The 20694-nt window shown below is 70.8% G+C and carries 21 protein-coding genes; 9 read left to right on the top strand and 12 right to left on the bottom strand.

The annotated features are described in order from the left end of the window. Position 1 precedes the first annotated feature (1 nt). From WMF19_RS06655 to WMF19_RS06645, 3 genes are all read left to right on the top strand, one after another. Complete coding sequence (locus WMF19_RS06655; protein WP_437327960.1) at positions 2-202, top strand: hypothetical protein; 201 nt, start codon at positions 2-4, stop codon at positions 200-202. 43 nt (positions 203-245) lie between these two features. Further along, entirely contained in the window at positions 246-1379 is a 1134-nt protein-coding gene (locus WMF19_RS06650; RefSeq protein ID WP_437898287.1) for a class I SAM-dependent methyltransferase, read from the top strand. 252 nt (positions 1380-1631) lie between these two features. Beyond that, positions 1632-2798, top strand: coding sequence for an acyl-CoA dehydrogenase (locus WMF19_RS06645; protein WP_437898285.1), 1167 nt, complete (start codon positions 1632-1634; stop codon positions 2796-2798). 39 nt (positions 2799-2837) lie between these two features. Here the strand turns inward: WMF19_RS06645 and WMF19_RS06640 are convergent, their stop codons facing one another. The 6 genes from WMF19_RS06640 to WMF19_RS06615 form a co-directional block, all read right to left on the bottom strand. After that, positions 2838-3131: a type II toxin-antitoxin system RelE/ParE family toxin gene (locus WMF19_RS06640; protein ID WP_437898284.1), complete on the bottom strand. Its 294-nt coding sequence runs from the start codon at positions 3129-3131 to the stop codon at positions 2838-2840. After that, entirely contained in the window at positions 3128-3349 is a 222-nt protein-coding gene (locus tag WMF19_RS06635; protein WP_437898283.1) for an addiction module protein, read from the bottom strand. The genes WMF19_RS06640 and WMF19_RS06635 overlap by 4 nt, the downstream gene beginning before the upstream one ends. Before the next feature lie 58 nt (positions 3350-3407). Then, a complete protein-coding gene (locus WMF19_RS06630; RefSeq protein WP_437327955.1) occupies positions 3408-3887 on the bottom strand; it encodes a DUF2383 domain-containing protein in 480 nt (159 codons plus the stop codon). Positions 3888-4195: 308 nt separating this feature from the next. Continuing rightward, positions 4196-4702 carry a hypothetical protein gene (locus WMF19_RS06625; RefSeq protein WP_437898282.1) on the bottom strand — a complete coding sequence of 169 codons (507 nt, stop codon included), beginning with the start codon at positions 4700-4702 and terminating at the stop codon, positions 4196-4198. Between the two features lie 260 nt (positions 4703-4962). Then, the gene (locus WMF19_RS06620; protein WP_437898281.1) at positions 4963-6309 is read right to left on the bottom strand and encodes a DNA topoisomerase IB; all 1347 of its coding nucleotides are present in this window, start codon (positions 6307-6309) and stop codon (positions 4963-4965) included. Further along, entirely contained in the window at positions 6278-6673 is a 396-nt protein-coding gene (locus tag WMF19_RS06615) for a polyhydroxyalkanoic acid system family protein (RefSeq protein WP_437898280.1), read from the bottom strand. The genes WMF19_RS06620 and WMF19_RS06615 overlap by 32 nt, the downstream gene beginning before the upstream one ends. Before the next feature lie 289 nt (positions 6674-6962). Between WMF19_RS06615 and WMF19_RS06610 the strand changes: the two genes are divergently transcribed. Beyond that, positions 6963-8921, top strand: a complete 1959-nt coding sequence (locus WMF19_RS06610) for a hypothetical protein (protein WP_437898279.1) — start codon at positions 6963-6965, stop codon at positions 8919-8921. Between the two features lie 255 nt (positions 8922-9176). On the opposite strand, the gene WMF19_RS06605 is transcribed toward WMF19_RS06610, so the two are convergent. Beyond that, positions 9177-10082 carry a LysR family transcriptional regulator gene (locus tag WMF19_RS06605; protein ID WP_437898278.1) on the bottom strand — a complete coding sequence of 302 codons (906 nt, stop codon included), beginning with the start codon at positions 10080-10082 and terminating at the stop codon, positions 9177-9179. Between the two features lie 66 nt (positions 10083-10148). On the opposite strand from WMF19_RS06605, the gene WMF19_RS06600 reads away from it, so the two are divergent. Continuing rightward, positions 10149-10973, top strand: coding sequence for an SDR family NAD(P)-dependent oxidoreductase (locus WMF19_RS06600; protein WP_437898277.1), 825 nt, complete (start codon positions 10149-10151; stop codon positions 10971-10973). 36 nt (positions 10974-11009) lie between these two features. Here WMF19_RS06600 and WMF19_RS06595 read toward each other — a convergent pair whose 3' ends face one another. Beyond that, positions 11010-12398, bottom strand: coding sequence for an MATE family efflux transporter (locus WMF19_RS06595; protein ID WP_437799320.1), 1389 nt, complete (start codon positions 12396-12398; stop codon positions 11010-11012). 132 nt (positions 12399-12530) lie between these two features. Here WMF19_RS06595 and WMF19_RS06590 point away from each other — a divergent pair, with 132 nt between their 5' ends. The 4 genes from WMF19_RS06590 to WMF19_RS06575 all read left to right on the top strand — a co-directional run bounded on the left by WMF19_RS06590 (position 12531) and on the right by WMF19_RS06575 (position 15423). Then, on the top strand, positions 12531-12983 hold the full coding sequence (locus WMF19_RS06590; protein WP_437898276.1) for a hypothetical protein: 453 nt from the start codon (positions 12531-12533) through the stop codon (positions 12981-12983). Between the two features lie 14 nt (positions 12984-12997). Beyond that, positions 12998-14173: a hypothetical protein gene (locus tag WMF19_RS06585; RefSeq protein WP_437898275.1), complete on the top strand. Its 1176-nt coding sequence runs from the start codon at positions 12998-13000 to the stop codon at positions 14171-14173. After that, positions 14170-14544 (top strand): hypothetical protein, encoded by a 375-nt coding sequence (locus WMF19_RS06580; protein WP_437898274.1) that lies wholly within the window; start codon positions 14170-14172, stop codon positions 14542-14544. Before WMF19_RS06585 ends, WMF19_RS06580 begins: the two co-directional genes overlap by 4 nt. A gap of 147 nt (positions 14545-14691) precedes the next feature. Then, complete coding sequence (locus WMF19_RS06575) at positions 14692-15423, top strand: hypothetical protein (RefSeq protein WP_437898273.1); 732 nt, start codon at positions 14692-14694, stop codon at positions 15421-15423. A gap of 44 nt (positions 15424-15467) precedes the next feature. On the opposite strand, the gene WMF19_RS06570 is transcribed toward WMF19_RS06575, so the two are convergent. The 4 genes from WMF19_RS06570 to WMF19_RS06555 all read right to left on the bottom strand — a co-directional run bounded on the left by WMF19_RS06570 (position 15468) and on the right by WMF19_RS06555 (position 20664). Next, positions 15468-16136, bottom strand: a complete 669-nt coding sequence (locus tag WMF19_RS06570; RefSeq protein ID WP_437898272.1) for a hypothetical protein — start codon at positions 16134-16136, stop codon at positions 15468-15470. Between the two features lie 318 nt (positions 16137-16454). Next, positions 16455-16997, bottom strand: a complete 543-nt coding sequence (locus tag WMF19_RS06565) for a YkgJ family cysteine cluster protein (protein ID WP_437898271.1) — start codon at positions 16995-16997, stop codon at positions 16455-16457. A gap of 83 nt (positions 16998-17080) precedes the next feature. Further along, entirely contained in the window at positions 17081-18532 is a 1452-nt protein-coding gene (locus WMF19_RS06560) for an FAD-dependent oxidoreductase (RefSeq protein WP_437898270.1), read from the bottom strand. After that, entirely contained in the window at positions 18532-20664 is a 2133-nt protein-coding gene (locus tag WMF19_RS06555; protein WP_437898269.1) for a molybdopterin oxidoreductase family protein, read from the bottom strand. Before WMF19_RS06555 ends, WMF19_RS06560 begins: the two co-directional genes overlap by 1 nt. Positions 20665-20694 lie beyond the last annotated feature (30 nt).

Here is a 20694-nt window from a genome sequence, read left to right as displayed (position 1 = left end):
GGTGGCAAGCCCCTACCGCACGAGGCCGTCTTTTCCGCCGCCTGTCCGGTCGATCGATCAACGGCGGCGGATCAGCGTGGCGAGCCTCGTGTTCGGCCTGCTCTGCGGCGTGACGGGGATCTCGCTCGCCGACGAGGGTCGGGCAGAGTGCACGCTGCTGTTCACGGGCGTCTGCGGCTTCGTCTTGCTCCTCCAGCGCTAGGGTGCACGCTAGCCTTGACCCCACCCCCGATAACCGGAGCTCGATGAAGAACGATCCCGCCCCGAATCCCACCCTCGACGCCATGCTCGCCGCCCAGCGCATCGCGTTTGCGCCCGTCATGTTCCAGGTGGCGCGGGTGATGCGAAACCGCGGCGTCCTCCGGGCGCTCCAGCGCGCCGGCAAGGGCGGCAGGACACCGGCCGAGGTCGCCCAGGACACCGGCCTCTCCGCCTATGCGGCCAAGACCTTGCTGGAGGCGAGCCTGAGCTTCGGCCTGGTGGAGCGCACGGGCGGCGCAGGCGGCGCGAACGTCCAGGCAGAGCCGCGAGAGCGTGGCGAGCGCTACACGATCACGCGGGTCGGGCTCATCGTCGAGAATGACAGGATGACCCGTATCAACATGGATTTCATCCATGACGTCTGTTACGAGGGCATGCGCTTTCTCGACGAGGCCATCGAGGGCGGCAAGCCGGCTGGCCTGAAGGTCTTTGGCGAGTGGCCGACGGTCTATGAGGCGCTCCCGGCGCTCCCGCCGAAGGTGAGGGAGAGCTGGTTTGCGTTCGATCACCTCTACTCCGACTCCGCGTTCCCCGAGGCGCTGCCCGTCGTGTTCGAGCGGAGGCCGAGGACGCTCCTCGACATCGGCGGCAACACCGGGCGGTGGGCGATCCAGTGCTGCACGCACGACCCCGACGTGCGCGTGACGCTGCTCGACCTGCCGGGCCAGCTGGAGGACGCGCGCGCCAACGTCGAGCAGCACGGCCTGCTCGGCCGGATCATGGGCACCCCCATCGACTTCCTGGATCACGGCCAGGCGTTCCCGACAGGCTTCGACGCCATCTGGATGAGCCAGTTCCTCGTGTGCTTCTCCGAGCCGGACATCGTCCAGATCCTCCGGCGGGCCGCGTCAGCCATGGGGAACGAGACGGTGCTCTGGATCCTCGACACGTTCTGGGATCGGCAGACGAACGAGGTGGCGGTCCACTGTCTGCACGGCTCTTCCCTGTATTTCACGTGCCTCGCGAACGGGAACAGCCGCATGTACAGCGCCGCCGATATCCGGCGTTGCGTCGACGAGGCAGGCCTCGTCGTCGAGGCGGAGATCGATCACCTCGGCCTCGCCCACACGCTGCTCCGGTGCCGCCGGCGCGACGCGCCAGCGGGCAAGCGCGCGTGAGCGTCCCGGGGAAGCGACGCGCATAGCAGCCTGGACGATCCCGACCGCGGCGCGAGCGGCGACACCACGGATGAGGCGGCTCGGGGCAGCGTGCCCCGGTCCGTCGCCGGCGCGGTGTGGCCTGCGTTGCGCCGCGGCGATGACCGGGCGGGGCGCGCTCGAACGGCTTTCGCTGGCGGCCCTCGCGTAGCATAGTGGGGCGACGCCGCCACGGCGCCGCGCTGCGCCATGGGCCCACAAGGAGAAACCGTCGTGTCCCACCCCCCGCTCACCCAGCTGTCCGACGAGGAGCGCCTCTTCCGCGACTCGGTGCTTGATTTCGCCAGGAAGCGCGTCGCGCCGCGCGCGGCGGCGATGGACGAAGAGGGCGCGCTCGACCACGATCTGCTCCCTCCGCTGTTCGAGCTCGGCCTCATGGGCATCGAGATCCCGGAGGCGTACGGGGGCTCTGGAGCGGGCTTCTTCAGCGCGATCCTCGCGATCGAGGCGCTCGCCGTGGTCGATCCGAGCGTGAGCGTGCTCGTCGACGTGCAGAACACGCTGGTGGCCAATGCGTTCCTCCGCTGGGGCAGCGAGGCGCAGAAGGAGAGATACCTCCCGCGGCTCTCCCGGGACTGGGTCGGCTCGTATGCGCTGAGCGAGGCGGGCTCCGGCTCGGACGCGTTCGCCCTCGCGGCCCGCGCCGAGCGCCGGGGCGACCGCTGGATCCTGAACGGCCGCAAGCTCTGGATCACGAACGCGAACGAGAGCTCGGTCTTCCTTGTGTTCGCGAACGTCGATCCGACGAAGGGCTACAAGGGCATCACGGCCTTCGTCGTCGAGCGATCGTTCCCGGGCTTCTCGGTCGGCAAGAAGGAGAACAAGCTCGGGATCCGCGCCTCCAGCACGTGCGAGCTCGTCCTCGAGGACTGCGAGGTGCCGGAGGGCAACGTGATCGGCGAGGTCGGCAAGGGCTACAAGATCGCCATCGAGACGCTGAACGAGGGCCGGATCGGCATCGGCGCGCAGATGCTCGGCCTGGCCGCGGGGGCGTTCGACCACGCGATGCGCTACATGGGCGAGCGGAAGCAGTTCGGGCAGTCGATCGCGAGCTTCCAGGGCGTGCAGTTCCAGTATGCGCGCGTCGCCATGGAGATCGAGGCTGCGCGCCTCCTCGTCTACAACGCCGCGCGGCTCAAGGACGCGGGCCAGCCGTTCGTGAAGGAGGCGGCGATGGCCAAGCTGTTCGCGTCCGAGGTGGCCGAGCGGACGGCGTCGCTCTGCATCGAGTTCATGGGCGGCGTCGGCTTCACCAAGGACTATCCCGTCGAGAAGCTCTACCGCGACGCGAAGATCGGGAAGATCTACGAGGGGACGTCGAACATGCAGCTCTCCACGATCGCGAAGCTGCTCCAGGCGGGATACGACGCGAAGGGCTGAGCTGGGGAGTTCGCCCCCGTCCCAACACCGATGTTGCCCTCAGCGTCTCCGCTTCCATGACTCGGGTCTTCGGCGCGTGTGAAAGCACGCGACGAAGACGACGATGTCATCCATCAGACGAAAGAACAGCCCATAGGGGAAGCGCCGGACGAGCGCTCGCCGTGTTTGGCGGTGCAGAGCGGCGTAGGCCGTCGGCGCCTCGACGACCGCCTGCATCGCCGCGCGGACCTCCACGAGGAACTCCTCTCCTAGCCCGTCGCGCTCTCGCTCGTACCAGGCATATGCCCGCGCGATGTCCGCCGCGGCAGCGGGCCGAACGAGGTACGGCCTCACCGTGACCGAGCGCGCGCCTGGGCGACGACCTCATCCCAGGTGAGCCCGACGGGCCCCTCGGCCTCGAGCTCATCGAGGCGCCGATCGAGCTCGACGTGTTGGGCGTCGCTGAGCGGCAGCGCGTCAGGGTCTCGCCCGAGGCTCGCCCATAACTCGTCGAGGAGGTCGAGCTGCTCGTCGCGGCTCAGTCGGGTGATGTCCAGCGCAGCCCTGCCCATACGCCCGAAAGTATCGCACGGAGCGCCCGCCGGAACAATCCGCCCACGGCTTCCCGCGTCACGGCAGCTGCCGCTTGAGATCGGCGAGCGAGCGGCGCGTCGACACCTGCTGCGGCAAGATCACGTCTCGCACCAGGGCGTGCGACTCGGTGTCGAGCTCCTCGATGTCGTTCCGGTAGTCCTTCAGGCCGTGCTCCTCCCCCTCGGCCAGCGCCGAGAGCGCCGTCTTGTGGCCGAGCGCCACGGCGGTCCCCTCGACAGCCTTGGCGAACGCGCCCCATGGCCCGGAGCTCGCCGGGGGGTCGCCTCCGAGCTCCTCGATCCGCCGGCGCAGCACCTTCACCCGCGCCTCGTGCGACGCGAGGTTGAGCCTGAGGTGGTGAGCCACCCAGCCCTGCCGCGCCGCGGCGATGGCCTGACGGTAGGTCTCGACCGCGGACATCTCCCCGCGGCAAAACGATTTGAGCTGCTCGATCGAGTCATCGTCGATGAGTCCGTCCAGGCCCACGCTCTCGTCTGCGAATGCGACCGGTTCCATGGGTACTCTCCTGCGATATCTGGTGAACCCCCGATTCCTCTCCTCCTTACCTCCCGAGCTGGGCCTCCACGCCGTACGTCCGCGCAGGAGCCGCGATCCCAGGGACCGTCGCCACTGCAGGAAGGCGCGCGCCCCGGTTGCCTCAGGGGTACATGTTCGCCTCGTACCGAATCAGTCTCGGCTGAACTCTTTCATTCCCTTCAAGTCCCGTTCCAATGTCCGGGACTTCGCGGTCATGAAGCGAGCTCATCGGTCCAGCGGCGGGCTCCCCCTCCAGCGGCGACGCAGAGCGCCGAGCGCCGGCTGGCTCACAGCGCGGCGAACACGCGGGCTCCCTTGCCCGTGCCGCAGAAATCGCTGTTGCCTGCCTCTCGCAGGATCGCGCGCAGCGCCGCGGCGTCCTTCTCGTCGCGCGCGAGGGCGCCGAGGAGCATCGCGCCTTCCTTGAGGCGCCTCTCGACCTCCGGCGCGCTGTGCTCGGGGATCCCGGCGTCGACGAGCACGCTGCTCAGGCTGGCCGTCTCGCTCGCCGAGCTCGCGTCCGCGAGCCTCACCGCGATGGGGCCGGCCACGGCGAGCCGCAGCCCCGGGACGACGAGCCCCGCGCTCGCCGAGGCGAGGATGGAGGTCAGCGCGCTCCCGTGCGAGGCAGCGCCCTGCGTGCGCGGGCGCGCGAAGTGCTGGCGGCGAGCCGCCTCGCTCACGATGGCGCAGACGTCCCGTCGCGTGTGCCCGCTGTCCAGGATCCGCCGGACGGCGTCCTCGGCCTCCTCACGTGCTCGCACCATCCCGGTGATCAACCTCTGGTTCGCCATACAGACCTCCTTGGCTGAGGGCTCACGCCGCTCGCGCTGATTTCCTGGGAGCATCCGCACAACACGAACCGTACCGCGCGCGTACCCGGCGGGAGATCGCGGAGCCGCTCGCGACCCCAGCAACAGCGCCCGTCGCGTCCGCGGCACGATGCCACAGCGAGGCGATCAGGCTGTGACGCAACGACACGGCAGACTCGTCGCGAACGGCGCGGCGAGGCGCATCCCCGCGCGGCTGCTGCAGCGCCCGCCGTCGGCGCGGCTCAGGCCGCTGCGCGCCGTTCCCTGGCCGGACGCTTCGCGCTCTTGCCGGCTCGCCGCGCGTTCACCGCGCGCACCGCGCGAACGCTCTCGCGGAGGCGGGTCACGAGCGGCGCGGCCTCTCGCTCGCCGAAGCCGCGGACGATCCGGAGCATCTTCGCCTCTTCGGGCCGGAGCGCCGCGAACGCCCCGTCCGCGACGGCCTCTTCCGCGTCGATCAGGGACTGCAGGGCGCCCTCCGTATAAGCGCGGATCACGGCCGGGTGGACATAACAACGCTGACAGACCGCGCGCGTGTTGCCCAGGCGGGCAGACACCCTGTCGATCACCTGCGCCACGCGCTTCTTCACCTGGCGGACCGAGGTCGCGACCTCCATCTCGCAGAAGAACGACGCGCACAGCACCGTGCCGGTCCAGGTGCGGAAGTCCTTCGCTGTGAAGTCCTGGCCCGCGACCGAGCGCAGGTATTCGTTCACGTCGTCCGAATGGATCCTTTGCCGCCGGCCCTCGCCGTCGATGTACTGGAACAGCTCGTGGCCGGGCACGTCCTGGCAGCGCTTCACGATGCGCGCGAGCCTGCGATCCCGCACCGTCAGCGTGTGCTCCTTGCCGCCCTTGCCCCTGAAGTGGAACCTGATGAGGCTCCCCTCTATCTCGACGTGCTCGTCGTGGAGCGTTGTGAGACCATACGAGTCGTTGTCGCGCGCGTACTCGTCGTTCCCGACGCGGATCGATGTCTCGTCGAGCAGGCGCACAACGGCCGCCAGCACCTTCTCGCGCGTCAGGCCAGGCAGCGCGAGATCCCGCTCGGCCGCCGCGCGGATCGCCGGGAGCGCCGCGCCGAACGCGAGCATGCGATCGTACTTCGTCTCGTCGCGGACCTCGCGCCAGCGCGGGTGATACCGGTACTGCTTTCTGCCGCGCGCGTCCCGCCCTGTCGCCTGGATGTGCCCGCGCTCGCTCCGGCAGATCCACACATCGGTCCACGCGGGCGGGATCGCGAGCCGGCGGATCCGCGCGAGCGTCGCCTCGTCCTTGACGGGGCGACCGTCGGCGTCGACGTAACGGAAGCCCTTGCCCGCCCCTCGCCTGGAGATCCCCGGCTCCCCGTCGTTCACGTACCGGAGCCCGGCCGACTCGGCGGACTCGATCGGTGACGGGGTGAGCTGTCCTGTCGCCGCGAGCTCGCCGGTCGTACGAGCGAGCTCGACCGTCTCGACGGACTCGACCGACACGCTGACGCGGCGCCGGCGAAGGACGACGCCGCTCGCGGCTTCCCGCCTCTCGCGGCGCGGAGCGCTCCGCGGGCGACGCCTTTCACGGGTGGTCATGGCGCTGCCGCTCTGCATGGCGCGAACCGCTCAGAGGGCCCTCCTGCGCGAGCGCGACCGGAGCGCGCCGCCGCGCGCGCTCGCGGTGCGCATCATCGATGCACCGCCTCACCTCGGCGTCGATCGCCGCGATCGCCATCCGGTTGAACATGCGCAGCGGCAGCGGCATGTCGATCGCGAAATCGACGGCCCTGGGCCGGAGCTCGAGCCGCCCGGAGAGCGTGAAACCCTTGAACGAGAGGCCGAGATGCGCGTGCCGCTCGTCGCTCCAGAGAATGGAGGGAGCGTACTCTGCATATCGATCACAATACTTCGCCATCGCCCGCAGGACGGCGCTCTTCGCTTCTTCGTCGTTCAGGTCGTGATGGACAGTGTGGTTCATGATGACCTCGGGTGATGGCTGGAAAATCGGCTCCGCCGGGCGATGACGACGCGCACGCGCACGCGCGGCAGGCTCGCCAGCGCCAGCGTTCGCGGGATTAGCAAGCCGGGTGCCTGTCGGGTCCGACGGGGGCCGAGCGCTCGCGGCAGGGCCATTTCTGGGCGACTCCGCGCGGGATCGAGCCCGCCCGCGGTCCGCGCATGTCGAGGTTCGCCACGAGCGGGGCAGATCGCCACGGCCAGCCTTGAGCCCGCCCCCTCGCGCCGCGGCTCAGCTCGCGGCATGGAGCGTGCGATCCCATGCGCTCATGCACGCGCTCCTGCACGAAGCCGCCGCGCTGAAGTCTCCAGCTGCGCTCAGCGGGAGGCTCGGGCCACGGGCGAGGAGGGCGCTGAAGGCGCTGCTGATCCTGCCTATCGCGCTCTGGCTCGGCTACGTCGTCGTCGTGAACGCCATGCTGAGCACGGGGCTCATCGCGAGGCTCGTCAGCTACAACCCCGTCGACGCGTCGCTCTATTACGGGTCGGCGTGGAGCCTCTGGCCGGGCGTCGTTCACGTCGAGGAGCTCCGGCTCAGCGGCTCCGACAGCGTGCTTCAGTGGGCGGTGGAGCTCGACGAAGCGGACCTCGATATCCACCTGACCGATCTCCTCCGGAAGAAGTTCTATGCGGAGGACATCCGCGCCAGAGGCTTCGTGTTCCGGATGCGGATGCTCGTGGATCCGACGAGCGAGCGCGATCTGGAGGCGCCGCACATCCAGGCGCTGCCGCCCATCCCGGAGTTCGCGAACCCTCCGCTCAAGCCGGAGCTGCCGCCGAAGCACGATCTCGAGAACTCCGACGAGGGTTACAACCTGTGGACGGTGCACCTGGAGGACATCGACACGACGCTCAAGGAGATCTGGATCCAGCAAGTCAGGTATGCCGGCGGCGGCCGCGTGCGGGGAGGGTTCTATTACAAGCCGCTCCGCGCCGTTCGCGTCGGGCCCGTCGCGCTGGAGCTCCGGTCGGGCGAGGTCCACGTCGCCGATCGCGTCGTCGCGCGGCTCGACGCCGACGCCGACGTGACGATGAGCACGTTCGATCCGCGGGACGTCGAAGGGCTCGACGTCCTCGATACCACCTGGGCGCGCGTCCGCCTCGACGCCCAGCTGCCGGGGCTCGATTTCATCCACCTTCCCGGGGGCGAGGGCGCCGGACCCAGGCTCGAGGACGGCAGCGGAGAGCTCAGGACGAACCTCGTCGTGAACCGGGGGAGCGTCGAGCCGGGCAGCACCGTGTCCTACGAGACGAGCCACCTCGTGGCCTCCACCGCGTCGCTCCGCGCGACCGCCGAGGCGCGCGCGGCGCTCCGCGTCGACGAGCGCGGAGCGCCGCGCCTCGCGGTGACGCTGCCGCGGGCGACGCTCGAGCGCCCGGAGAGCGGCCTGCCGCCCGTCGTCGTGGAGAGGGCGAGCGCCACCTTCGACGCGCCGGAGCTCCACCTCCTGCGGCTCCCGCCGGGGTTCGCGTCGAAGGTGGATGTCGTCGCCGCGGCGATCCCGGACCTGCGCTGGCTGAACGCCGAGGGCGCCGCGCCGGACGCGCCGCGGTTCACGGGCGGCGCAGCCTTCGCGCGGAGCAGCCTGGAGGTCGACCCGCTGGGGCGAGGCACGGGCTCGCTGAGCCTGCTGTTGAAACACGGCGCCCTGCAGTGGAAACAGACCAAGGTGAAGGGCGACGTGGCGGCGCGCATGAAGCTCGACGCGGTGAACGTCTTGAATCCGACAGCCAAGCTGCGAGAGGGCCGCATCGACATCGAGGATCTCGCGATCGAGCACGAGGGCGAGGCGCTCCCTGGCTGGTGGGCGCACATCGACATCGAGGACGCGGAGGTGAGACGAGGGCTCACGGAGGCAGCGATCCGGATGGAATGCAAGGACGCGCGGCCGGCCGTGATGCTGCTCGACGCCGAGGATGCCATTCCCGGCTGGGCCGCGGGGCTCCTTGCGATGGAGGGGCTCAAGGCGTCCGCGAAGGTGAAGCGCGCGGACGGCGGCGTCGATTTCAGGCTCCTGGAGGCGAAGGGGGGCGATCTCGCGATCCGCGGGCGGCTCACGAAGTCCGACGGGCAGACCGCCAGGGGAGCGTTCCTCGTGAAGAGTGGGCTGCTCTCGGTGGGGATCGCGCTCGATCGGGACGGGGCCGGCGTGCACCCCCTCGCCGGCGACGACTGGGTAAACGAGAAGATGATCGCGCTGGGCAGGTGACCCCGCCGGACGACGCCGGCGAGCCATGGGGCGACCGCGGCGCGCCCAGGCCCCGCGCATCGACAGTCTTCACGCTTCAGCGGGCGCTCATCAACGAACCGGCGCTGGCCGGAGAGACGGAGAGAGGAGGGGGAGAGTTCAACGCAAAGGCGCAAAGACGCAAAGGCGCAAGGGAGAGAGAGAGAAAAACTCATGCATTTTTGCGTCTTTGTGCCTTTGCGTTGAACTCTCCCTCCGGACTCCTGGCGAGCGGAACTAGCCGCGAGCCTTCTCACGAACGGCGATCAGCCGGATCGCCTCCTCGATCGCCCCCGCGACGCCGCGGATCCGCGGGACTCGCCGCAGATCGCGGTGGACCACGAGGTACACGCTCACCGTCGGGAGCGGCGTCGGGCAGACGAGCCGTCGCAGCCCGGGCACGTCACGCGCGAGCGCGTCCGCGAAGATGCAGATCCCCTGGGACTCGCTCGCGGCCGTGAGGACCGCGTCGTCCGAGCTCGAGCGAAACGGGAACCGACGCGCGCCGCGGGCGACGAGCCACCGCTCCTGCTCGGACTCCCGGCCCGGCCCGTCATGGCCGACGAAGTCGTGCCGCGGGAAGTCCGCCTCGCGGAGGTGGCCGTCGCGCAGGTGTCGCTCGACGTACTCGTTCGAGGCCCAGAGGCCGTACGAGAACGTGCCGAGGCGCTTCTCGACGAGCGCCTTCGACGACGAGCGCGCCGTCCGGACGCCGAGGTCGGCCTCGCGCTTCGCGACGTCCGCGAGGCGCGCCTCCGAGGCGAGCTCGATCAGCGTCTCGGGGTGGATGCGCCGCCACTCGGAGAGGACCTTCGCCATCGGGCGCGCGAAGCTCTCCTTGATCGAGACGCGCACAACGCCCTCGAGCGACTCGGCGCCGCGCGCGTCCCTCCCTTCGACGCGGAGCTCCCTCTCCATGCCCTCGGCGAGCGCGACGAGGGCGCGCGCCGTCGGATCGATCGAGGTGCCGGCCGTCGTCCTGTGCACGAGCTTCCGGCCGAGCGCGAGCTCGAGCGCGTCGATGCGCCGCCCGACCGTCGAGGTGGAGAGCCCGAGCGCCTTGCCCGCGCCGAGGAAGCTGCGACGTCGGTCGACCTCGAGCAGCACGCGCAGGTCGTCCCAGGAGAAGGCGTCGTTTTTCATCCGTGGAACTCCGATGCCCGAAGATGTCCGTTCTCGCGAACCGACCCAGAGCTTACACATGGAGGCATGACGCGACACCCCTTCGAGAACCGGAACGCCCTCGTCACTGGCGCCTCCACCGGCATCGGCGCCGAATTCGCCCGCCAGCTCGCCGCGCAGCGATGCCACATGATCCTCGTCGCCCGCTCGCGCGACAAGCTCGAGGCGCTCGCCGTCGAGCTGCGCGCCGCGCACGGCGTCCGCGTCGAGGTGATCGCCGACGACCTCACGAGCGCGGGGGCGATCGGGCGCGTGCACGCGGAGGTCGCGCGGCGCGGCGTGACCGTCGATCTCCTCATCAACAACGCCGGATTCGCGACCCACGGCCGCTTCGAGGAGACGCCGATCGAAAGGCAGCTCGAGGAGATCGCGCTCAACGTGAGCGCCCTCGTCGCCATGACCCACGCGTTCCTGCCCGACCTCGTGAGGACGCGCGGCGCGGTCCTCAACGTCGCGTCCACGGCGGCGTTCTACCCGATCGCCTCGATGGCGGTGTACGGGGCGACCAAGGCCTTCGTGCTCTCGTTCAGCGAGGCGCTCTGGGCCGAGCTCGGCGAGCGGGGCGTGAAGGTGGTCGCGCTCTGCCCCGGCGCGACCGAGACGCCGTTCTTCGAGATCGCCGGGGAAGCCGCGGCCGTGGGCGCGAAGGCGAAGGCGAGCGACGTCGTGCGGCTCGGCTTGCGCTCCCTCTCGACGGGGCGAACCCACGCCATCCACGGCCTCGGCAACTACATCCTCTCGAACCTCGCGCGCTTCGTGCCGCGCGCCATGGCGGCGCGCCTGACCGCGGAGGTCATGCGGAAGAACCAGGTGCGCGCCCTGCCGGCCAGGGCGGCGAGCGCACGTCCCTGATCGGCGCTCGGCGGGCGCTACGCCCCCCGCGGCGCGTCACTGCGATGCGGGAACCTTGAGGGCGAGCTCGCGCCGCAGCAGGATCTGCTGGAGCCCGAACTGGCCGAGCGTGGCGCCGACCGAGACGAGCCAGATGGTGTGCATGCGGAAGCCGGGCCGAGCGCTCAGGGCGAGGACGGGGAAGACGAAAGCGACCGCGCGCGCCCCCGAGGCGGCGAGCGAGGGCCAGGTGTTGCCGAGGCCTTGAAAGACGCCGGCGGAGACGAACACGATGCCGCTCGCGAAGTATCCCCAGGAGGTCACCTGGAGGTAGTCGACGCCGGCCGCGACGACGTCCGGCGCGGGCGAGAAGAGCGCGACGAGCTGCGCGGGGAAGACCTGGCAGACCACGGTGAAGAGGACCATGAACCCGAGCACGAGCTTCACGCTCTCGAGCGCGGTCTCGCGGACGCGAGCGTAGGCGCGGGAGCCGTAGTTCTGGCCGATGACCGCCGCAGCGGAGAAGCTGATCGCCACGGCAGGCATGAAGCCGGCCTGCATCACCCGCAGCCCGATGCCGAACCCGGCCTGCGCCTCCGAGCCGAAGGGGCGCGTGACCACGTAGATCACGCCCATGGTGACGGCCAGCAACAAGAACTCCGCGCCGGAGGGCAAGCCGATGGCCACCAGCTTTCGCCATGTGGGGAGATCCGGCTGCCAGTCGGCGAGGCGGAGGCGAAGGAAGGTCTTGCCGCGCAGGAGATAGACGGCGAGCCCGACGACGGCGGCCGCGGTCGCGATGAGCGTGGCGAGGGCCGCGCCGAGCACGCCGAGCGGGCGCCCCGATACCCAGCCGAAGACGAGGAAGGGCGCGAGGACCATGTTGAGCAGCACGCTCGCGGTCTGGGCCACGAGCCCCGGCTTCATGTCTCCGATGCCGCGCAGCGCCGAGCCGAGCCCCACCATCGTGAACTGCAGCGCGAGCGCCGGAATGAACGCGAGCAGAAAGCTGCTCGCGAGCTCGGCGGTCATGGCGTCTCCCGAGAGCCGCTCGGCGTACGTGCGGTGAAGCGCGAGGCCGAGCACGAGAAAGAGGGCGCCCGCCCACATGGCGAGGCTCTGCACCTGGTTGAACAGGCGCTGCACCTCGCCGTGCTCCTTTCTGCCGGCCGCTTGCGAGACGAGCGCCACGCAGCCGACCGAGAGCATCTGCGTCGCGGCCAGGGAGACGAACATCAGGTTGCTGGAGACCGCCACGGCAGCGACGGCCTCCTTTCCGAGGCGACCGACCCAGTAGATGTCGATCAGGCCGTAGAGGGTCTGGATCGCCATGCCGGCCAGGATGAACAGCATGACGCGCACGACGTGCGCGCGCGGCTTGCCCTGCGTCATGTCGTGCACGCCGCGCGGCGCGGACGGCGCCTCGACTTCGATGTTGGTGTCCATAGATTTTTGCCGAGTAATATCTGACCGTCTCGGTATCACCCGGGTAGTTTTTCCTCGCAAGGGCCAGGTGCACGAGCGTGGATCGGCGGCACCGCTCTTGAAGTTTTCCGGAGAAAAGCACAGAGTGGCGGGATGATGAAGCCCTCGTGCCTTGTGGCGATCGCCGCCTTGCTCGCAGCGCCGCTCCTCACCTCTTCAGCGCAGGCGGACATCCCGCCGCCCGACGCGTGCGACACGCCGGGGTCGAGCTGTAACAACGCAGGGCCCGAGGCCAACGAGCCTGGCACGTGCACGAAGCAGAAGTGCCAGCGAACGCTGCCGGGCGAGGACGGCGGCTTCACCACGGTGGAATACGACTGCAATCTGTGCATCTCCTCGGGCGGGGGCTCGACGTCGACCTCGAGCGGGAGCGCGACATCGACCACGGGCGCGGACGCGACGTCGGCCGGCAGCGCGGGCTCGGACAAGGCGTCATCGGACGACGGCGGCTGCGCCATGAGCGGCGCCGCCTCGGGCGGCGCGATGGCCGGGCTGATGCTGCTCTGCGGCGCCGCGGCGCTCGTGACCGCCCGCCGGCGCCGCTGAAGCGAGCCTCGGCCGTGGGTGCGCCCGGTCCTCCGCCTGCGAGCGTGGCCCGCCTGCTCGAGCGCGGCGTCGCGCCGCTCGACGGCGCGCGGCGGCACCTCTTCAACCTGCTCCGCCGGAGCGAGCTCGCGATCGCCATCGTGGCGCGCCCCGATCGCAGGATAGCCACCCTCGCCGCGGCCAACGCGCTCGGCGCCTTCGCCATGGCGGTCTTTGCGCCGAGCGCGCTGCTCGTGCTCGGGCCCGTCCTGCTGGGCGTCCTGCACGTCGCGGCCGACGTGCGCCACCTCGTGCTGCGGCGCGGGCTGCCGTCGTGGTGGCGGGGCGTCGTCTGGACGGCCTGCGCCGCGCTGGTGGGGCTGCGGGGCGCCCAGGAGCTCTTCGGCTCGGCGGCAGCGCTGCTCCGCGCCGAGCACGCCTTGCTCGCCGCCTGGCTCGGCGCCGCGATCGTCGCCGGCGCGCTCGCGTCGCGCGCGTGGCGGCGCGTCGCGCTGGCCGCCGCCGCGGCCGTGGCGCTGTCGGCGGCGGCGCTCGCCGCGCCGCGCGGCTTCCGGCTCGCCCTTGCGCACGCGCACAACCTGGTCGCGCTCGCGTTATGGCTCGCGCTCTTCCGCCGCCGGGTGCGCGCTGACGCCTGGCCGCTCGGCCTCGTGCTGGCCGGGACAGCGCTCCTCGCGAGCGGGGCGATGACCTCCGTCACCCTGCGCGCCGGGTGGCTGGACGCCTTCGGGCTTCACCTCTTCCTTGCGAGCGACTGGCTCGCGCCCGGGCTGCCGACCCGCTCCGCGATGGCGCTCACCGCATGTTATGCGTTCCTGCAGTCCGTCCATTACGCGGTCTGGCTGCTGCTCATTCCTCAGGAAGATCAACCGGGCCGGCGGACAACCACCTTCCGCATGTCCGCGCGCTCGCTCCGGCGCGACTTCGGGGACGCAGGGCTCGCCGCCGTGGCGGTCCTCGCCGGCCTGGTGCTGCTCGGCGCCCTGCGCAGCGCGCTCGGCACGCGCAACCTGGTGCTCTCGCTCGCCTCCTTCCACGGGTACCTGGAGCTCGCGCTGCTCGCGTACTTCTATGTCCGCGGCGACGTCGGCCGGCGCGCCGCGGAGGCGCGCCATGAGCGGTCCGGGCACGCGCGCGTGGTGGTGGACCGCGGCGGGCCCGAGATCGCCGCGCAGCCGGCCGCCCCATGAGCCGCGTCTTCACCGATCCGCTGGTGGCCGCCTGGGCGCGCGCGTTCGCGTTCACGCTGCTCATCGAGCTCGCCGTCGCCTCACCGCTGCTCGGCGCGGCGGAGCGGTCATGGGGCCGCCGCGCCGCGCTCGTGGCCGTCGCCAACATCGCGAGTCACCCGGCGGTGTGGTTCATCTTCCCCGCGCTCGCGATCGGCGCCACGGCGCGACTGGCCCTCTCGGAGCTCTGGGCGGTGCTGCTCGAGCTCGGCGTCTACCGGCTCGCGCTGCGCGATCTGCCTACCACGCACGCCATCGCGGCCTCGGCGCTCGCGAACGGCGCGTCGCTCGGGTTGGGGCTGCTCCTGCGCGCCGCGACCGGCTGGGTGTGAGCAGGCGGCTCCGCCGACTCCGAAGCAACACCACCGCGGACAGCCTCCCCGCGGGCGGGCTCGTCCGATGCGACATCGTTCGTTCGCCGACAGCGTGGGTGTTCGTCTCACGCAGCGCGGACGGCTCCGCTGCGCTATGACTGCGAGATGTTTGGTCCAGGGCGCCCTCAGTACCCTCCGCAGCAGCCGCCTCAGTACCCTCCGCAACCGCCGCCTTACTACCCTCCGCAGCCGCCGCCTTACTACCCTCCACCGCCGCCGCAGCGTCCGAAGTCAGGCCTGTCGCCGCTCGTGATCGTGCTCATCGTCCTCGGCGGGTTGTTCGCGCTGGGCATGGGCGCCATCCTCGTGATCGGCGGCGCTGTGTACCTGGCGGCGAGCGCATCGCCGGAGCAAACCGTGGTCGAGACCACGCCTTCCGGCGCGTCGACCGCCGGCGGCGTCTCGCCGGTGGTGCCCAGGTCGACGAGCACTCCCCTTCGGCCCGACGAGGCGGCCGACGATGCGGCCGGCGAAGACCCGTCCGCCGGCGACCACGCCGCGGGTGATGCCCCGTCGACCGCCGACAACGACGAGACGGGCGAGGCGCCGGCGCCTCTGTCGACAGCGGCGCGGACGCCCACCTCCCCGAGCGAGGGCTCCTCGAAGGGAAGCCCGAGCAACGGGAGCGCGACGGGCGGGACATCCTGGTGGTGTACGGCGAGCGCGTCCGTGCGCGTCTGCGGCTTCGCGGGCGCGTGCAACTATCAGATGGTGTTCGGCAACGGCTCGGCGAAGGATCGCTTCCTTGCGTCGCAGCAAGCGAAGCATGCATGCGAGGCGAGCGCGCGCGCCAGGGGCGCCACCGCGATCTGCGTCGTGCAGTGCAGCCCTCGCTGACGGGCGGTAACGTCGCTCGCTCCGCTCAGCTCCTCGTGCCAGCGCTAATAACCGCCGCTGCCGCCGACCCCCGCCGAGCTGTAGCTGGAGCTGTAGCCAGAGCTGTAGTCGCCACCGCCCGCGCCGCCGACTCCGACCGAAGTTACGTTTCCACCGTAGTAGTCGTCCGGATCTTCGTAGACGTTGATGTCGAGGTTCACCTTGCCGTTGAGCCACAGCTCGCTGCTCCCGATACCGAACGCATACTCAGCCCAGGTCGTCGAACGCGGCGAGACGTACACATAGACCGTTTGCCGCGACAGCAGCGTGGCCTCCACGTTCGGATCCGTCACCGTGCCGTCCTCGACCTTCTCGAAGTGCCAGCCCGGAAGGAGCCTGACGCCGTACCCTCCCTGCTCCAGATCGACGACGAGGGAGCTCTCGTCCGGATCCTGATCCTCGCTGCTGACCGTCACCACAGTTCCGTAGCCACCACCGACAGCCATGGCTGAGGTATTCTCGTCTTCGTAGTAGTAATAACCGTTCGAGATCTCGAACGTGGCGTCGCGGAGCCGATATCGCGCTCCAGACGGCGCGTCGGCCGCGAGCGGCAAGCTGATCGAGCCGACGTCCGGACCGCGATCGGCAGCCTGCGAGCCGCAACCGCTGAGCAAGGCCGCGAACACCACGCCAGCCGCCGCCACCGATCCAAACCCTCTGATCGTCTTGGTCATTCTATCCTCCAGGTAAGCTGCCCCTCCGGACCGACGGCGGCGTGTGCCGTGACCTGCCACCGGTCCAGAGTGGGCCACCACCGAAGAGCAACCCGCGGGCCAACCTGGATTTGCCGCAAATCAGCGCATGTACATTGGACCCCACCCAGCACATGGCCCATATCGAGCCACAGATCTGAGCCATATTTGGCCTGTGCCACTGCCTGATCTGTGCCACTGCGAGCGCACGCAGGCCGAGGCCGGGTGCGTCATGGCGCCGACGACCGTCGGTCGGCTGAGCGGGACCGGCTCGTCATCGAGCCGACGGCTCGGCGGCAGCTACTCCTCGCCCGAGAGCACCGCTGCGATCGCGACGCGCTGCCCGCGCGGCTGCCCCGCCGCGTCGGCGTGGGCCATGTCGAGGGCGGCCAGCACCGTCGACAGCGTCGTCTGGTCGAGGACCGACGACGCCTCCACGGCGTGGAGGTCTTCTCCCACGAAGTTCTTCGGGCAGGCGTCGATGACCGGCAGCGCGCGCTCGCTGGCCGGCGCGAACCGGATGGGCAGGCCGTGCGTGCGGCAGATGAGCGGCCGGGCCGCGTAGAGGGCGCACCTCCCCTCCCTGTCGAGCGCCGGGCACACGCCGGGGTCGCCCGCCCGCGCGCGCTCGGCGAGCGCCGCGCGGTCGGCCTCCGGGAGCGCCGCGAGCGCCTCGCGGATCGCGTCGGCCTCGATCGACGTCACCGAGAAGCGCCGCCGGCAGCAGTCGCTGCACCCCGTGCGGCAGGCCATCCGCCCGCCGTGGCGGGCGCTCGCGCTCGCGAAGAACGCGTCGACCTTGGTGAAGAGCTCGTGGAGGCGCTCGCGCGGCGTGCGGTGCATGCGCCGGCGTCTATAGCGGGGCGGATCCTCGTGCGCCACGGCCGCATCCGCGCCGCTCCGCTCGCCTCGGCGCGCTCTCCACGTTATCCGGCGGCCACGGCGCGGCCGCTGGCGACCTCCGCCAAGGGCGCGTGCCGGGCCACGAGCTGGGCGACCTCGCCGCGGCAAGAGCCGCACCCCGTGCCGGCCTTGGTCGCGCCGCACGCCGCCTCCAGCGAGCAGGCGCCGCCCTCGATGGCCTCCCGGAGGGTCGCCTCGCTGACCTTGTGACAGTTGCAGACGATGCGCTCGGCCTGCGCCGCCGGCCCCGCACCGCCGCCGGCGCAGAGCGCCTCCAGAGGATCGGCGGGCAGCGGATCGTTGCGATCGAAGAGCTGCACGAGCGTGGCGGCTGCCGCGGTGTTGCCGACGAACTGGGCGCCTAGCAGTCGCCCGTCGCGGATGATCAGCTTCCGGTACGTGCTCTTCCGCGTCTCGACGACCTGGAGCACGTCGTCGCTCTCGAGCTCCGGCTCGGTGCTGCCTATGGAGGTGACGTCGACGCCCGCCACCTTCAGCCGGGTATACAGCTTCGTGCCTCGGTAGCGCGCCTGCGGGTTCGCGCCCGTCAGGACGTCGGCGAGGACGGCGGCCTGCTCCCAGATGGGCGTCACGATGCCATAGAGCCTGCCCCGGTGCTCCGCGCACTCGCCGATGGCATAGATGCCGGGCACCTGGGTGGCCATCGTGTCGTTGACGACGATGCCCTTGTTGATGGGCAGGTTGGAGGCCCGCGCGGCGTCGACGCGAGGCCGGACGCCGCACGCGAGGACCACCATGTCGGCCGGCAGGACGCTGCCGTCGTCGAGGCGACACCCCTCGACCGACGCCTCCCCGCAGACGGCCTCGACGGTGCGCCCGGTGCGCACGAAGATGCCGCAGCGCTCGATGTGCTGCTCGAGCATGTCGCCGCCCATCTGGTCGAGCTGCGCGTTCATGAGGCTCTTCGCGACGTGGATGACGGTCACGTGGAGGCCCATGTCGCTCAGCACCTTGGCCGCCTCCAGGCCGAGGAGCCCGCCGCCGACCACGATGGCGTTGTCTCCCGCCCGCGCGCAGCCGCGCATCCGGACGCAATCGTCCATCGTCCTGTACACGAAGACGCCCGGGCGCAGATCGCCCTCCGAGGTCGTCATGCCCTCGAGCGGCGGGACGAGCGGCTGGCTGCCGGTCGCGAGCACGGCGACGTCATAACGCTGGCGCGCGCCGTCGGCTGCCACGACCGCCCTCGACGCGGTGTCGATCCGCGCCACGGAGGTCCCGCCGACGAGCCGCACCCCGTTCCGCTCGTACCAGGCGGGGGGCTTCGTGACGATGGAGTCGGGCGCCTCCCCTGCGAGCACCTTGCTGAGCAGGACGCGGTTGTAGGCGCCGCCCCGCTCCTCGCCGAAGACGGTGATGTCGTAGCGGTCCCTCGCGCCGCGCGACATCAGCTCGTCCAGCAGGCGGCACGCCGCCATGCCGTTGCCAACGATGACAAGGTCCTTCCTTCGCATCAGTTCGACTCCGAGACCCGGCGCGCCCTGACGGCGCACACCTTGAACTCCGGCATCCGGCTGGTCGGGTCCAGCGCCGGCACGGTGAGGATGTTGGCGGCCTTCCTGCCGCCCCAGTGAAACGGAGCAAAGAGCGTGTCCGGCCGGATCGAAGGCGCGACCGCCACCCGGAAGGTGACCGCCCCTCGCCGGCTCTCGACGAGGAGCGAGTCGCCGTCGACGACGCCGAGGCGCGCCGCCAGCCTGGGGTGAACCTCGACCTTCGGCTCGGGCTTGGCCTCTTCCAGCGTGGAGACCCGGCGCGTCTGCGCGCCTGAGTTGTAGTGCTCCTTGTAGCGGCCCGTCGTGAAGTAGAACGGATAGGCGTCGTCGGGGAGCTCGGCGGCGGGGCGGTGGTGGACCGCGTGGAACCGCGCCCGGCCGTTCGGGTGATGGAACCGCTCGGCGAAGAGGCGCGGAGTCCCCGGGTGCTCGACCGACGGGCACGGCCAGAAGACGCCTCGGTGCCGGCGTATCTTGTCGTAGGTGATGCCGCTGTAGTCCGCCTTGGCGCCCGCGGTCGCCCGGCGCAGCTCGTCGAACACCTGCTCCGCGGACGTGTACTGGAAGTGCCTGCCCGCGCCGAGGCGGCGCGCGAGCTCGCAGAAGATCTCGATATCGGTCTTCACCTCGGGGGGCGCCGGGCGGACCTTCTGCCGCAGGATCACCCGCCCTTCGAGGTTCGTCATCGTCCCCTCCTCCTCCGCGAACTGGGCGATCGGAAGGAGGACGTGGGCGTCCCGGGCCGTCTCGTTGGCGAAGGCGTCACAGACCACGAGCAGATCGAGCGACGCGAGCCGCCGCTCGACGTTGAGCGCGTTCGGCGACGCGACAGCCACGTTGGAGCCGAACACGAGCAGCGCGCGGATGCCCCCCTCGGGGCCGAGCGCGTCGAGCAGCTCGTAGGCGCTCTTCCCCTTGCCTGGCAGCTCGGCAGGGTCGACGCCCCAGACGCGGGCGATGGCGGCCCTGTGCTCCGCGTCCTCGATATGCCGGTAGCCGGGGAGCTGATCCGCCTTCTGGCCGTGCTCGCGGCCCCCCTGGCCGTTGCCCTGTCCGGTGAGGCAGCCATAGCCGCTGTACGGCTTGCCGACCTTGCCGAGCGCGAGCATCAGGTTGATGAAGGAGAGCACGGTGTCCACCCCCTTCGACTGCTGCTCCGGCCCGCGGCCGGAGAGCAGCATGCTGCTCGGCGCCTCGGCGAGCAGCCGTACGGCCTTGAGCTGATCCTGCGTGGAGACCCCGGTCAGCCGCTCGACGTGCGCCGGGTGGTACGAGAGGACGGCGCGGCGGAGATCGTCGAACCCGTCCGTGCGCGCGGCGATATACGCCGTGTCGATGAGCTTCTCCTCGAGGGCGAGGTAGAGGAGGCCGTTGGCGAGCGCCAGGTCGGACCCGGGCGTGGGCTGGAGGTGGAGCGCCGCGGCGCGCGCCGTGTCGGTGCGCCGCGGGTCGACGACGATCAGCGCGCCGCCGTTGTCGCGCTGCGCGAAGATCCATTGCATGATCGGCGGCAGGGTCTCCGCGCAGTTCGCGCCCCAGAGGAGCAGCGCCTTGGTCTGGGCGATATCGGACACGGGGAACGGCAGGCCGCGGTCGACGCCAAACGCCTTGTTCTGCCCCGCGGCCGCCGAGGACATGCAATAGCGGCCGTTGTAATCGACGTTCGGCGACTGGAGGGCGAGGCGGACGAATTTGCCGAGGAGGTAAGTCTTCTCGTTCGTCAGGGCGCCGCTGCCGAACGCGGCCAGCGCCGCGGGGCCGTGGAGCTCTCGCAGCCGGAGGAGCCGCTCGGCGACGAAATCGAGCGCCGTGTCCCAGCGCGCCGGCAGGAGGCGCCCGGCGCGCCCGCGGATCTTCGGCACCGTCAGCCGCTCGGGGTGATCGAGCAGCGCCGCGGAGGTGAACCCCTTGATGCACATCTGCCCGCGGTTGACGGGGAAATCGTCGTCCGGTCGGACGTCGATCGCCCCCGCGTGGGCCGCGCGATCCGTCATGACCACGCCGCACTGGAAGGCGCAGTAAGGACAGTGCGTCTGCGTGGTCGTCTCGGAGGTGACGATCTTGAGCCGGAGGGAGGAGCGCGGTGCCATGGAGTCGCGTCAGCCACCCTCACCGAGCGC

It is taken from the genome of Sorangium sp. So ce124 (assembly GCF_051525235.1).
GTDB classification, from domain to species: domain Bacteria; phylum Myxococcota_A; class Polyangia; order Polyangiales; family Polyangiaceae; genus Sorangium; species Sorangium atrum.
The sequence above is the reverse complement of the archived record's forward strand: the minus strand, read 5'-3'. Positions and strand labels throughout refer to the sequence as shown.

What these genes read in the sequence shown, in the direction of transcription:
- WMF19_RS06595 (WP_437799320.1), bottom strand. Translation starts at nt 12,398, where the DNA reads ATGGACACCAACATCGAAGTCGAGGCGCCGTCCGCGCCGCGCGGCGTG.
- WMF19_RS06650 (WP_437898287.1), top strand. Translation starts at nt 246, where the DNA reads ATGAAGAACGATCCCGCCCCGAATCCCACCCTCGACGCCATGCTCGCC.
- WMF19_RS06590 (WP_437898276.1), top strand. Translation starts at nt 12,531, where the DNA reads ATGATGAAGCCCTCGTGCCTTGTGGCGATCGCCGCCTTGCTCGCAGCG.
- WMF19_RS06580 (WP_437898274.1), top strand. Translation starts at nt 14,170, where the DNA reads ATGAGCCGCGTCTTCACCGATCCGCTGGTGGCCGCCTGGGCGCGCGCG.
- WMF19_RS06565 (WP_437898271.1), bottom strand. Translation starts at nt 16,997, where the DNA reads ATGCACCGCACGCCGCGCGAGCGCCTCCACGAGCTCTTCACCAAGGTC.
- WMF19_RS06620 (WP_437898281.1), bottom strand. Translation starts at nt 6,309, where the DNA reads ATGCAGAGCGGCAGCGCCATGACCACCCGTGAAAGGCGTCGCCCGCGG.
- WMF19_RS06575 (WP_437898273.1), top strand. Translation starts at nt 14,692, where the DNA reads ATGTTTGGTCCAGGGCGCCCTCAGTACCCTCCGCAGCAGCCGCCTCAG.
- WMF19_RS06555 (WP_437898269.1), bottom strand. Translation starts at nt 20,664, where the DNA reads ATGGCACCGCGCTCCTCCCTCCGGCTCAAGATCGTCACCTCCGAGACG.
- WMF19_RS06625 (WP_437898282.1), bottom strand. Translation starts at nt 4,702, where the DNA reads ATGGCGAACCAGAGGTTGATCACCGGGATGGTGCGAGCACGTGAGGAG.
- WMF19_RS06615 (WP_437898280.1), bottom strand. Translation starts at nt 6,673, where the DNA reads ATGAACCACACTGTCCATCACGACCTGAACGACGAAGAAGCGAAGAGC.
- WMF19_RS06605 (WP_437898278.1), bottom strand. Translation starts at nt 10,082, where the DNA reads ATGAAAAACGACGCCTTCTCCTGGGACGACCTGCGCGTGCTGCTCGAG.
- WMF19_RS06570 (WP_437898272.1), bottom strand. Translation starts at nt 16,136, where the DNA reads ATGACCAAGACGATCAGAGGGTTTGGATCGGTGGCGGCGGCTGGCGTG.
- WMF19_RS06600 (WP_437898277.1), top strand. Translation starts at nt 10,149, where the DNA reads ATGACGCGACACCCCTTCGAGAACCGGAACGCCCTCGTCACTGGCGCC.
- WMF19_RS06630 (WP_437327955.1), bottom strand. Translation starts at nt 3,887, where the DNA reads ATGGAACCGGTCGCATTCGCAGACGAGAGCGTGGGCCTGGACGGACTC.
- WMF19_RS06635 (WP_437898283.1), bottom strand. Translation starts at nt 3,349, where the DNA reads ATGGGCAGGGCTGCGCTGGACATCACCCGACTGAGCCGCGACGAGCAG.
- WMF19_RS06560 (WP_437898270.1), bottom strand. Translation starts at nt 18,532, where the DNA reads ATGCGAAGGAAGGACCTTGTCATCGTTGGCAACGGCATGGCGGCGTGC.